The sequence below is a fragment of the Lelliottia jeotgali genome (assembly GCF_977070485.1).
Genome location: NZ_CDRVFO010000005.1, coordinates 52,150 through 64,850, shown reverse-complemented (window position 1 = coordinate 64,850; position 12,701 = coordinate 52,150). Strand labels below are relative to the sequence as shown.

Here is a 12,701-nt window from a genome sequence, read left to right as displayed (position 1 = left end):
CCTTGACGGCGTCAGACGCCGCCGAAACTGCCGGCCAGGGTGCCCATGATCAGCGCCCAGCCATCGACCAGAACGAACAGCATGATCTTGAACGGCAGCGAGATGATCAACGGCGACAGCATCATCATACCCATGGCCATCAGCACGCTGGCGACCACCATATCGATGATCAGGAACGGAATGAAGATCATGAAACCGATCTGGAACGCCGTCTTGAGCTCCGAGGTGACGAACGCTGGCACCAGGATGGTCAAAGGTACCTGATCAGGCCCGGCGATATCGGTGCGCTTGGACAGGCGCATGAACAGGTCAAGGTCGCTCTGCCGGGTCTGCGCCAGCATGAAGTCCTTGAGCGGCCCCTGGGCCTTGTCGATCGCCTGCTGGGCGGTCATCTGCTCCTTAAGGTACGGCTGCAGTGCATCCTGGTTCACCCGGTCGAACACCGGGGCCATGATGAACATCGTCAGGAACAGCGCCATGCCGGTCAGCACCTGGTTCGACGGTGTCTGCTGCAAGCCCAGGGCCTGGCGCAGGATCGAGAACACGATGATGATTCGGGTGAAGCTGGTCATCAGGATGACGAACGCAGGTATGAAACTCAGCGCCGTCATGATCAACAGGATCTGCAGGCTGACCGAGTATTCCTGCTGCCCGTCCGGGCCGTTGGACAAGGTAATGGCCGGGATCGACAGCGGGTCGGCGGCCAAGGCCAGCGGCGCGGCCAACAGCAGCGCCAGCATCAACAACAGGCCCGACAGGGTACGTAGCGCGCCGCTCATCACTTCTTGTCCTTATGATCCTTGCCCATCAGCTCCATAAGGCGCTGGGCAAACTCCGGCGTCGCCTGGCGGGCGCTGGCAGGCACTTCCACGGGCTCGGCCAGCACATGCAAGGCCTCGATGCTGCCTGGGGTATGGCCGATGAGGATCTGCTCTTTGCCGACCTGCACCAGCAACAGCCGGTCACGCGGGCCGATGGCACGGCTGCCGATCACTTCGATCACCTGGCCACCCTTGGGTACCGCGCCCTGCATACGGCGCAGCAACCAAGCCAGGAAAAAGATCAGGCCCACCACCAGCAGCAAGCCCAGCACCATTTGCGCCAGCTGCCCACCCAGGCTGCCGGGCGCCGCGGCTGGCGGCGTGGCCACCACGGCCGGTGCGGCAGCGGCGATCACCACTTCGCTGGCAAACAGCGCGGCAAGGGCCGTGACGGCCCGTATCGTGCCCTTCACTCAGCGCAGCTTCTTGATACGTTCGCTGGGGCTGATCACGTCAGTCAGGCGGATGCCGAACTTCTCGTTGACCACAACCACTTCGCCGTGGGCGATCAAAGTGCCGTTGACCAGCACATCCAGCGGCTCACCGGCCAGGCGGTCGAGCTCGATCACCGAGCCCTGGTTGAGCTGCAGCAGGTTGCGGATGTTGATCTCGGTGCTGCCCACTTCCATGGAGATGTTCACCGGGATGTCCAGGATCACGTCCAGGTTCGGGCCTTCCAGGCTGACGTTTTCTTTCGGCCGTGGCGAGCTTGCGAACTCTTCCATCGGCAACCGGCCGGCACCGGCGCTACCGCCGTCGCCACCGAGCAGCGCATCGATGTCAGCCTGGCCGGCATCACCGGTTTCTTCCAGCGCCGCCGCCCATTCATCGGCCAGGGCCTGGTCTTCCGGGGAGGTGATCTCGTTTTCGTTAGCCATGATGTCCTCGACAGGCATTCAATTCGTAGTGAGCGACCGGCACGCCGTCAGCGGCGTTCGATCGGGTCGATGATCTGCAGCGCCAGGTTGCCCTTGTGCGAACCCAGGCGCGCCTTGAACGACGGTACGCCATTGGCACGCAGCACAAGGTGCTCCGGCAGCTCGACCGGGATCACGTCACCCGGTTGCATGTGCAGCACATCGCGCAATTTGAGTTGGCGGCGGGCAACCGTGGCACTGAGCGGTACGGAAACGTCCAGCACGTCTTCGCGCAGGGCCTTCACCCAGCGCTCGTCCTGGTCGTCCAGGTCGGACTGGAAACCGGCATCGAGCATTTCGCGCACCGGCTCGATCATCGAGTAGGGCATGGTCACGTGCAGGTCGCCGCCGCCGCCGTCCAGTTCGATATGGAAGGTCGACACCACCACCGCTTCGCTCGGCCCGACGATGTTGGCCATGGCCGGGTTGACTTCGGAGTTCATGTACTCGAAGTTGACCGGCATGATCGCCTGCCAGGCTTCCTTGAGGTCGATGAAGCACTGGTCCAGCACCATGCGCACCACCCGCAGCTCAGTGGGGGTGAACTCGCGGCCTTCAATCTTGGCGTGACGACCGTCACCACCGAAGAAGTTGTCCACCAGCTTGAACACCAGCTTGGCGTCCAGAATGAATAACGAAGTGCCGCGCAGCGGCTTGATCTTGACCAGGTTGAGGCTGGTCGGCACGTACAGCGAATGCACGTACTCACCGAACTTCATCACCTGCACACCCCCAACCGCAACGTCGGCGGAGCGACGCAGGAGGTTGAACATGCTGATACGGGTGTAACGGGCGAAACGTTCATTGATCATTTCGAGGGTCGGCATGCGCCCCCGCACGATCCGATCCTGGCTGGTCAGGTCGTAGCTTTTGATGCTGCCGGGTTCGGCAGCGCTCTCGGTCTGTACCAGCCCATCATCGACGCCGTGCAACAGGGCGTCGATCTCATCCTGGGACAGCAGGTCCTGTACGGCCATTGCGGACTCCTACTGCAATACGAAATTGGTGAACAGCAGCTGGTCTACCACCGGCTTGCCGACTTCCTTTTGCGCCACTTCCTGAACCACTGCGGTGGCCTTCTGGCGCAGCATCTCCTGGCCCACGGAACTGGCGGCCAAGGTGTCGAAGCCCTGCCCGGAGAACATCATCACCAGGTTGTTGCGGATCACCGGCATATGCACCTTGAGGGCATCAAGGTCGGCCTGGTTGCGGCCCTGCAGGGTGATACTCACCTGCATGTAGCGCTGGCGGCCGTTCTGGTTGAAGTTGACCACGAAGGCCGGCGCCAGGGGCTCGTAGATTGCCGCCGGTTTGACGTTGGCCGCTGCCGGATCGGCCGCGGGTGCCGACTCGCTCTTGTGCATGAAGAACCAGGTCGCGCCGACCGACAGGCCGACCGCCAGCAGAAGGGCCAGCACCAACAGCAGGATCAGCTTGAGTTTGCCTTTAGTGGCGGGGTCTTTCACTGCGTCGCTCTTCGCCATGCCAATAATCCGTCGTCCATCGGGGTTTCAAATGAGGATGACGTGGCTTGAGCAAGTGTTATGCCAGATTGGGAATTTTTGCCTGTACCGGCCCTATCACCTGCGATGGGGCCATGACAGAGAACACGAACTCACGCGTAGAAATCGACCGCACTGTCGCCAACGACCACCTGCTGCTCGACCGGCCGTGAGGCATCAGCAAGCTCACCTTGCTCGGTACCACCGCCATTCTGCGCCCGCCGTGCAGCAACGCCGGACAGCTGTGAACCGTCCTGCTGCGCTTGCTGTTGCTGCCCGCGCGACTGGTCAGCCACGTTGACGTCCGGCTGCGCCAGCCCCTGCTGGGCAAACAATTCACGCAGGCGATGCACCTGGCTGTCCAGCGCATCACGCACGCCCGCATGGCCGCTGATGAAGGTCACCTGGGTGGCCTGGTCGGCCGCCACGTTGACGCGGATATCCAGGCGGCCAAGCTCGGCCGGCTCCAACTGGATGTCCGCCGACTTCAGGTTCTGGCTGGACAGGTACATGACGCGGTTGACCAAACCTTCGGCCCAGGCGTTCTGGTTCATAGGCAACGGCTGATGCAACGGGTTGCCGGTCACCGGCACGGCATTGGCCGTCTTGGCCGTGGCAGCCTGGGTCAGGCTCGCCAAGCGGTTGGCGAAATCGTCGATTCGGGTGTCGCTGGAGGCGCTCTTGGTGTCTTTGAGGCCATCTTCGAGCAACGCACCAAAGGCCTTGTCCCCACTCTCCGATTGCCCTGCCTCGGCCTCGACCTTGTCCATCAAGGTCGCCAAGGGATTGACGGCTGGCTGACCATCCTCGGCGCCGGCCTGGGAGGGATCGGCGGCGTGGGCCGAAGTCGTGCCCTTGGCCTGGGCAGTTTGCTCCAGAGCCAGGCGCAGGGTCGGCAAGTTAGCCAATGGGTCGGCATCTGGGTCGAAGGCCTGCGCTGCCGGATCCTCGGGCAGCTCTTCGGTTATCGGGGCTTGCGGTAACTGAACCGCTGCCTGAAGCACCGGCGCCACAGCTTCAGCCTGGGCTTGCAGCAACTGCGCCCCCGGCTGCGCATCGGTCACCTGGCCCGCCACCAAGCTGGCGTCCAGCGAGGTCGATTCACTGCCAGGCGCGCTATCGGCACTGGCTTGCGTCTGATCGTCAGTTGGCAATTTATTGCCGTCATCGGCAACCGCCGTTTTGTCGGCCGCCTCGTTCTTGCCGCCTTGGGCGATTTCGGGTTTGTCTTGAGGCTTGGCCTGGGCAACCTTGTCATCGCGTACCGGCGCTTTGTCATTGCCCTGCCTGGCCATGACCTGATCGAAGCCGCCGCCCTGCCCGCCCGACGCCTGCAGCGGCTTGTCCGCCTGCGAGGAACCCGCACGCGACGGCTTGCTGAGCGTACTGGTTTGCAACAAAGGATTAGGTGCGACAGGCATTGAAGGGTCTCCGCGCCAGAAACAAAGGTATCGTTCAGGCACATACAGGCAAAAGTCGAGCCAACTGGCCTATCAGCCTGCGGAAACGCGCTTGCGCTCGCCCTGATAGAAACGCTGCACCTCCAGGTACTCCTGGTCGATGCGGTTGATCAGTTCTTCTATGCCATACAACGAGCGCTGTTTGACCCGCTCCTCCAGCTGATGGCAAAGCTGCGCCAGCCCGACCGCACCCATGTTACTGCTGCTGCCCTTGAAACTATGCGCGGCCACGCCAAGCTCATCAGCGCTCCTGGCGCCGTGAAGTTCATCAAGACGCCGCCCGGAATCTTCCAGAAAGGTTTCCAGCAGTTGCAGGTAGCCATCTTCCATGACCTCCTGCAGCTCACTGAGCACCTTGTGATCAATATGCATGTCAGTCACTTGCTCACTCCTTGATCAAGCAGAATTATGCCTCAAGCGCCAAACAGCTCACCAATCGAACTGCACCCATGCGCAACGGCCACCGTCCCGCCACCCGGCACTACTACCAAGGCGCCGTACCAGGTGCAACCCTCGACCACTCAATCCGTGCTCACGGGAGGGACGCGCCAGCACCCGCTGCACATCGAACCCCGCACCACTGTCACGGACTTCGATCATCAGACGACCGCCTGCGGCCATCGGTTCCACCTTCAGATCAATGCGCACGCTGCCGTCGGTCAACGCACCGAGCCTGCGGGTGCGTTCCTGATAGTAGTCGGCAAACCCATGCACATCGCGCTTGAGCCGTGAATCCAGGCCCAGCACACCGTGCTCCAGCGCATTGGAATACAGCTCGCTTAGCACGCTGTGCAGGGCGCCGGTGCGGGGCCGCAAACCGTGAATTTCCTGCAGCAACTGCACAAGGTACGGCACCGGGTTGAAACGCTTGAGGCTCTCACCGCGCAACTCGAAACCCAGCGACCAGTCCAGCGGGCTGGAGCGCCCACTATCAGAATAGATGGTTGGGGCCGGCACCCGCTCCTGCGCAGTGAACATGCGGATATCGCACAGGCTGATGTCATCTCTGGGACGCCCGCCGAAGCGCTCCAGCGCCTCCATCACCTCGTCGAAAAGCCGCGCCGGTTCACGATTGGCCGCCAGCACCGCGCGCAAGCGCTCGACACCGAACAACGTCTGCGCCTCGTCGGCTGTATCCACAACGCCGTCGGAGAGCAGTAGCAGCCGCTCCCCCGGCGCCAGCGGCAACACCTCGGTACTGTCATCGAAGCGCTCCGGCGCCAGGATGCCCAGCGGAAGGTGGCGCGAACGCAGCATGGAAAGCACCTCGCCGCCGGCCGACAGCCGGTAACCATCCGGCATGCCACCGTTCCAGACCTCCACCGAGCCGCGCTGCACGCTCAGGCTGAGGAGCTGCGCGCAACAGAACATGTCTACCGGCAGGATGCGCTTGAGCTTGGCGTTCATCTCGCGCAGCATCTGCGCCAGGCCGTAGCCCTTGGCAGTCATGCCATAAAACACTTCTGCCAGGGGCATGGCACCGACTGCGGCGGGTAGCCCATGCCCGGTAAAGTCACCCAGCAGTACATGCATGTCGCCGGATGGAGTGAACGCGGCCAGCAGCAAGTCGCCGTTGAATAACGCGTAAGGCGACTGCAGGTACCGAATGTTCGGCGCCGTGATGCAGCCAGAATGGGCAACCTTGTCGAACACTGCCTTGGCCACCCGCTGCTCGTTGAGCAGGTGATGGTGATGCCGGGTGATCAGGTCACGCTGCTCCAGCACCGTGGCCTGCAACCTGCGCAGGCGGTCCATGGCGCGGATCTTGGCACCAAGGATCACCGCACTGTAGGGCTTGGCCATGAAGTCGTCACCACCGGCCTCCAGGCAGCGCACCAAGGCCTCTTCCTCGTTGAGCGAGGTAAGAAAGATGATCGGTACCAGGGCCTCGCCGGCCAGTGCCTTGATCTGCCGCGCAGCTTCGAAGCCGTCCATGACCGGCATCAGGGCATCGAGCAGGACCAGTTGCGGGCGCTTTTCGGCGAAGAGTTCGACGGCCTGCTGGCCGTTTTCGGCGGTATACACGTGATGCCCCTGGCGCCGGACGATTTGGGCCAGCAACAGCCTATCCGTGGCCCCGTCTTCGGCCACCAGCACGGTCAACGGCTGTTCGGCCGGCGTCATGACGCTCAACTGATAGCGAACAGTTTGTCGAAATTGGAGATGGCAAGGATCTTGCGCACATCTGAACTGGCATGTACCACGCGCACATCCGATTCATCGCCACCGGCGTGATCGCGCAGCAGCAGCAACATGCCGAGGGCCGAACTGTCCAGGTACGTTGTGTCTTTGAGGTCGACCACCACCGAATCCGGGCGCTTGGGCTGGCGCTCGTAGGCATCGCGAAACTCCTGATGCTTACCGAAATCGAAGCGGCCTTTGATCTTGATCGTCAGCTTTTTCTCGTCCTGCGAAAAATCAGTCTCGACTGCCATGCTAGCGATTCCTTCGATGATGGCGAATGCAACAGTTCAATGTTTAGCAGGCGGGGGGCAGAGCTGCAAGCTGCAAGCTAGATGTGGCCTTGCCTTGGCAACCGCTGTGACAATTCATCCAGCAAACGCTGCTCGCGCTTGTCCTCGGCGCGCCGCGCCTCTTCCAGGTAGCGCTGCACCAGTTTGCGCAGGCCCTCTACCCGGGCATAGGCTTGCTGCCAGGTGCCCCTGGCGTTCTTCAGGTTGTTCTGGTGCCATGTCAGGCTTTGGCGCTGCTGGGTCATGGCCGTTTCAAGCTGCCCCAGAAAGCGCTGGTAGTTGACCAGCCAGCTGCCATTGACGCCCTGGCCACCGCGGTCGATCCATTGCGCCTGATAGCCCTCACGAAACGACTCGAGTTCGGCCAGCTTGGCCTGGGCCTGAGCCACCAACTGCTGAAAGTGCCCCAGTCGCTGGGCTGCCTTGCGTTCGGCCTCCTCGGCCATCTGCACCACTGGTGCCAGGCGCGCGGCACGGCTAGGCGTACTCATGGCCTATCAACCGTTCGCCGGAGGCGTGAAGATCGCCCCCAACTGCTGTCGGCTCTGGTCCATACCGACATTTTCGTCCAGCCCTTGGCGCAGGAAGTCCACCAGTTTTGGCTGCAGGGCAATGGCCAGGTCGGTTTCCGGATCGCCGCCTGCCACATAGGCGCCAACACTGATCAGGTCGCGGCTTTGCGACAGGCGTGACCACAGCTGCTTGAATTTTTGCGCCTGGCGCAGGTGATTGGCATCGACCACCTGGGGCATTACCCGGCTGATCGAGGCTTCGATGTCGATAGCGGGGTAATGGCCTTCCTCGGCCAGCCGCCGGGACAAGACGAAGTGGCCATCGAGCACGCCCCGCGCCGAGTCGGCAATCGGATCCTGCTGGTCGTCACCTTCGGACAATACGGTATAGAAGGCCGTGATCGAGCCACCACCCGGCTCACCGTTACCGGCGCGCTCCACCAGCCTGGGGAGCTTGGCGAACACTGATGGCGGATAACCACGGGTAGCGGGCGGCTCGCCGATTGCCAAGGCAATTTCACGCTGGGCCTGGGCAAAACGGGTCAGCGAGTCCATCAGCAACAGGACGTTCTTGCCTTTGTCGCGGAAGTACTCGGCAATGCGCGTGCAATACATGGCCGCGCGCAAACGCATCAACGGCGCGTCGTCGGCCGGGGATGCGACCACCACCGATCGCTTGAGCCCCTCTTCACCCAGAATATGCTCGATGAACTCCTTCACCTCGCGGCCCCGCTCGCCAATCAGGCCGACCACGATGATTTCGGCTTCGGTGAAGCGAGTCATCATGCCGAGCAACACCGATTTACCGACACCGGTACCGGCGAACAGGCCCAGGCGCTGGCCACGGCCGACGGTGAGCAGGCCGTTGATGCTGCGAATACCCACGTCCAGTGGCTGGCTGATCGGGTCGCGGTTGAGCGGGTTGATGATCGGGCCGTCCATCGGCACCCAATCCTCGGCCTTCATACCACCCTTGCCGTCCAGGGCGCGACCGGCGCCATCGAGCACACGGCCAAGCATACTCATGCCCATCGGCAAACGGCCGCTGTCGTCCAGCGGCACCACCCGCGCCCCGGGCGCGATACCGGCGATGCTGCCGACCGGCATGAGGAAGATCTTGCTGCCCGCAAAGCCCATGACTTCGGCTTCGACCTGCACCGGGTGGTACGAGTCGTCATTGATCACCAGGCAGCGTGCGCCCACTGCGGCGCGCAGCCCCTCGGCCTCCAGGGTAAGGCCGACCATGCGCAGCAGGCGGCCTTCGACCACCGGCTGCACGGGCAGCTTGATCGTCTCGGCGTAGCCACCCAGGCGTTTGCCGAAGCTGGTGCGGTCAAGGCGCATCGTTGGCGCCCAGCTCGATCGATACATCCGGCGCCGCCGGGTGCAGGGACTGGTCGTGCAACTGGTCGAACAGCTGGGCCACGGCCTTTTCGATACGGGTTTCCATGGTTGCGTCGATGCGGCTGTGCGCGGTTTCGATGCGGCACCCCCCTGGCAACAGGGCGTCATCCTCAAGCAGCTTCCAGCTCTCCTCATGGCGTTCGCGCAGGGCCTTGGCCAGCTCGAAATCCTGAGGATTGAGGTGAATGCGGATATTGTCCGCACCCATGGGCAGCAGCTTCAACGCTTCACGCAGTACTTGGGTGATCTGACTGGAGTCGCTGCGCAGTTCGCGACCGATCACCTGGCGCGCCATGTGCGCCACCAGGTGAACGAGGGTCTTCTCGATCTGTGTGTCCTGCTCGGCAATAGGCTCGAGCAGGTGTGCCATCAGTTGTTCCAGGTCAGCCAGCCGGGCATTGAGCGCCTCCTCAGCCTCCTGTCGCACCTTCAACTGGGTGCTGTGAAAACCCTCGCGCTCGCCGGTGGCGAAACCTTCGTTGTAGGCCTCCTGCCGGATCGCTTCGAGCTCTTCAAGGGTCAGGGGCTGGACTTCCTCCAGCGGCACTTCCTCGACCTCTTCCTCGATGATTTCGGGTTCCGGTTCCGGCTCCGGTTCCGGCTCAGGGTCGAAGCTGGGCAGTGCCCATACATCGACGCCTTCCAGGTCACGTGCACGAATCAGGTCGCTGGGGTGAGTTTCTTTGCTGGACATTGGCATGCCTGGTGTTGAAAGCGGGATGAGCTGCAAGCTACAAGCTGCTAGCTGCAAGAAGAAGCAGGCCGTGCAGCGTCTGGCTTTCTCTTGTAGCTTGCAGCTTGTGGCGTGCCGCTTAAATCATTTCCTCGGCACCCTTGCCGCCGAGTACGATCTCGCCGGCCTCGGCCATGCGTCGGGCAATGGTGAGGATTTCCTTCTGCGCCGTTTCCACGTCGCTGACGCGCACCGGGCCCTTGGCCTCGAGGTCGTCGCGCAGCAGTTCCGAAGCACGCTTGGACATGTTTTTGAAAATCTTGTCCTTGACCCGCTCGTCGGCACCTTTGAGCGACACCACCAGTACATCCGACGATACTTCGCGCAACAGCGCCTGGATGCCGCGGTCGTCGACATCGGCCAGGTTGTTGAAGACGAACATCAGGTCTTCGATCTGCTCCGACAGGTCGTTGTCGACCTCGCGGATCGAGTCCATCAGTGCACCTTCCACGGAGCTGTCGAGGAAGTTCATGATGTCGGCGGCGCGCTTGATGCCACCCAGGGTGGTGCGTGCGGCATTGGAGTTCCCCGAGAACTGCTTCTCGAGAATCTGGTTCAGTTCCTTGAGCGCCGCAGGCTGAACGGTGTTGAGCGACGACACGCGCAGGATGATGTCCAGGCGCACCTTGTGGTCGAAGTTGCTCAGCACTTCGCCAGCCTGATCAGGGTCGAGGTAGGCGACCACGATGGCCTGGATCTGCGGGTGCTCGAAACGGATCACATCCGCCACCGCCCGTGGCTCCATCCACTTGAGGCTGTCCAGGCCACTGGTGTTGCCACCCAGCAGGATGCGGTCGATCAGGCCGTTGGCCTTGTCCTCACCCAGGGCCTGGTTGAGCATTTTGCGGATATAACCGTCGGAACCTACGCCCAGGCTGGTCTGGTCGCCGACGATCTCGACGAACTCGCTCATCACCTGCTGGACCTGCTCGCGGTGCACGTTGCCCATCTGAGCCATGGCCACACCGACCCGCTGCACTTCTTTGGGGCCCATGTGCCGCAGTACCTGGGCGGCATCGGTCTCACCCAGCGAGAGCAAAAGGATTGCCGCCTTGTCGGTGCGGCTCAGCTTGGCGGTAACGGCTCGGTTATCACTCATCGGCGTTGATCCACTCTTTCACGACCTGGGCGACACGGCCCGGGTCTTCGGCCACGAGGCCTTTGATTGCGTTGAGCTGTGCCTCGTAACCCTCGCTCGGGCTTGGCAACAGAATGCTTGTCGGGCCACCCAGGCTGACGCGGTCGTTGGCCAGTTCGCCATCCAGACCGATCATGCCGCCCAGCTCCATGTCGCTGTCCGTTGCAGCAGCCTGCTTGCCGCCGCCAGTGATGTTGTTGAGTACCGGGCGCAGCACGCCGAACACCAGTACCAGGATGAACACCACGCCCAACACCTGCTTGACGATGTCCCAGAACCACGGCTGCTGATAGAACGCGATGTCGGCGATTTCTTCGCCGCGATCGGCGGCGAACGGCACGTTGATCACCGTCACGCTGTCGCCACGGCTGGCATCGAAGCCAACGGCGTCCTGTACCAGGCGGGTGAAGCGCGCCAGGTCTTCGGCGCCCCACGGCGCGCGGGTGGTCTCTCCAGCGGCGTCGACCTTGACCTGGTCATCGACCACTACCGCCACCGACAGACGGGTCAGGCGACCCTGCTGCTGGCGGGTGTGGCTGATCGAGCGGTCCAGTTCGAAGTTCTTGGTGGTCTGCAGACGCTTGTCGGCCGGGTATGGCGCGAGCATTGGCTGGCCGGTGGCCGGGTCCATGATCTGCTGACCATTGGCATCCACCAGCGGCTGGCCAGGCTGGATGGCACCGGCAGCAGGGGCTGCGGCGGTGGCGTTTTCAGGCGCTGCTGCACCTGCCGGCGGCTGGTTGCTCAGCGCGCCTGGCACACCTTGCGGCCCCGAACTGCTGGCGCGCTGCTCGTTGACCGACTGCTCGCTGCGCAGCGCCGGCTGGTCCGGGTTGAATTGCTCGGAAGTGGATTCCACTGCACTGAAGTCAAGGTCCGCCGACACCTCGGCCTTGTAGCGATCGTTGCCCAGTACCGGTTGCAGGATGTTATGCACACGCTGGGTGAGCATGCCTTCCATGCGGCGGCTGTAGTCGAACTGCTTGCCAGCCATGGTCAACGCCGTGTCCTGCAACTGGTCGGAGAGCAGGTTGCCTTTCTGGTCGACCACGGTGACCTGCGACTTGTCCAGCTCGGGCACACTGGTGGCGACCAGGTTGACGATCGCCATCACCTGGCCGGCTTCCAGCGAACGGCCCGGGTACAGTTCGACCAGGACCGAGGCGCTTGGCTTGCGCTCATCGCGCACGAACACCGAGCTTTTCGGGATCGCCAGGTGCACGCGCGCTGCTTTGACGTTGTTCAGGCTGGAGACCGTACGCGCCAACTCGCCTTCCAGGCTGCGGCGGTAACGGGTGGCTTCCATGAACTGGCTGGTACCCAGGCCCTGCTCCTTGTCGAGCAGTTCGAAGCCGACGTTGCCGTCGCTTGGCGCAACGCCGGCAGCTGCCAGTTTCAGGCGCGCACGGGAGAGGTCGTCGGCCTTGACCAGCAGAGCACCGGAATTGGGCTCGACATTGTAGGGAATGTCTGCAGCGGCCAGGGTATCCATGACCTGCTTGGTGTCCATACCCGCCAGGCTGCCATACAGCGGGCGGTAGTCCGGCTGCTGCGACCACAGCACCACGGCGAAGCCGATCGCCACGCTCGCCGCCAACCCGACCAGCAGGCCGACCTGACGCAGCATGGGCATCTGCGAAATGTTTTCCAGAAACGCCATGCCGAACAGCGGCGGTTTGGACGCTGGCGGGCCACTTTTGGCGGGGGCGTTATCGACGACTGCTTCAGCCATGACTTACT

14 protein-coding genes are annotated in these 12,701 nt (G+C 62.7%); all 14 read right to left on the bottom strand.

Features of this window, described 5'->3' with window-relative positions; all coding sequences use genetic code 11:
• Window positions 1-11: 11 nt before the first annotated feature.
• Window positions 12-779, bottom strand: a complete 768-nt coding sequence (fliP, locus tag ACW4TB_RS09190; protein WP_012315511.1) for a flagellar type III secretion system pore protein FliP — start codon at window positions 777-779, stop codon at window positions 12-14.
• Entirely contained in the window at window positions 779-1,234 is a 456-nt protein-coding gene (fliO, locus tag ACW4TB_RS09185; protein WP_279929845.1) for a flagellar biosynthetic protein FliO, read from the bottom strand. The genes fliP and fliO overlap by 1 nt, the downstream gene beginning before the upstream one ends.
• Complete coding sequence (gene fliN / locus ACW4TB_RS09180; RefSeq protein ID WP_012315513.1) at window positions 1,235-1,699, bottom strand: flagellar motor switch protein FliN; 465 nt, start codon at window positions 1,697-1,699, stop codon at window positions 1,235-1,237. It abuts the gene before it with no gap.
• A 47-nt stretch (window positions 1,700-1,746) separates the two neighbouring features.
• Complete coding sequence (gene fliM / locus ACW4TB_RS09175) at window positions 1,747-2,715, bottom strand: flagellar motor switch protein FliM (protein WP_012315514.1); 969 nt, start codon at window positions 2,713-2,715, stop codon at window positions 1,747-1,749.
• A gap of 9 nt (window positions 2,716-2,724) precedes the next feature.
• The gene (gene fliL / locus ACW4TB_RS09170) at window positions 2,725-3,222 is read right to left on the bottom strand and encodes a flagellar basal body-associated protein FliL (protein WP_012315515.1); all 498 of its coding nucleotides are present in this window, start codon (window positions 3,220-3,222) and stop codon (window positions 2,725-2,727) included.
• Between the two features lie 131 nt (window positions 3,223-3,353).
• A complete protein-coding gene (locus tag ACW4TB_RS09165) occupies window positions 3,354-4,661 on the bottom strand; it encodes a flagellar hook-length control protein FliK (RefSeq protein WP_279929841.1) in 1,308 nt (435 codons plus the stop codon).
• Window positions 4,662-4,733: 72 nt separating this feature from the next.
• A complete protein-coding gene (locus ACW4TB_RS09160) occupies window positions 4,734-5,072 on the bottom strand; it encodes an Hpt domain-containing protein (protein WP_012315517.1) in 339 nt (112 codons plus the stop codon).
• A gap of 57 nt (window positions 5,073-5,129) precedes the next feature.
• Window positions 5,130-6,824 carry a fused response regulator/phosphatase gene (locus tag ACW4TB_RS09155; protein ID WP_254466223.1) on the bottom strand — a complete coding sequence of 565 codons (1,695 nt, stop codon included), beginning with the start codon at window positions 6,822-6,824 and terminating at the stop codon, window positions 5,130-5,132.
• A gap of 5 nt (window positions 6,825-6,829) precedes the next feature.
• Window positions 6,830-7,135 carry an STAS domain-containing protein gene (locus ACW4TB_RS09150; protein WP_012315519.1) on the bottom strand — a complete coding sequence of 102 codons (306 nt, stop codon included), beginning with the start codon at window positions 7,133-7,135 and terminating at the stop codon, window positions 6,830-6,832.
• A gap of 77 nt (window positions 7,136-7,212) precedes the next feature.
• Complete coding sequence (fliJ, locus tag ACW4TB_RS09145; RefSeq protein WP_012315520.1) at window positions 7,213-7,665, bottom strand: flagellar export protein FliJ; 453 nt, start codon at window positions 7,663-7,665, stop codon at window positions 7,213-7,215.
• Between the two features lie 6 nt (window positions 7,666-7,671).
• Window positions 7,672-9,030: a flagellar protein export ATPase FliI gene (fliI, locus tag ACW4TB_RS09140; RefSeq protein WP_279929836.1), complete on the bottom strand. Its 1,359-nt coding sequence runs from the start codon at window positions 9,028-9,030 to the stop codon at window positions 7,672-7,674.
• Window positions 9,020-9,784: a flagellar assembly protein FliH gene (gene fliH, locus ACW4TB_RS09135; RefSeq protein WP_012315522.1), complete on the bottom strand. Its 765-nt coding sequence runs from the start codon at window positions 9,782-9,784 to the stop codon at window positions 9,020-9,022. Before fliH ends, fliI begins: the two co-directional genes overlap by 11 nt.
• Before the next feature lie 118 nt (window positions 9,785-9,902).
• Window positions 9,903-10,922: a flagellar motor switch protein FliG gene (fliG, locus tag ACW4TB_RS09130; RefSeq protein ID WP_012315523.1), complete on the bottom strand. Its 1,020-nt coding sequence runs from the start codon at window positions 10,920-10,922 to the stop codon at window positions 9,903-9,905.
• On the bottom strand, window positions 10,915-12,693 hold the full coding sequence (gene fliF / locus ACW4TB_RS09125) for a flagellar basal-body MS-ring/collar protein FliF (protein ID WP_012315524.1): 1,779 nt from the start codon (window positions 12,691-12,693) through the stop codon (window positions 10,915-10,917). Before fliF ends, fliG begins: the two co-directional genes overlap by 8 nt.
• Window positions 12,694-12,701: the final 8 nt, after the last annotated feature.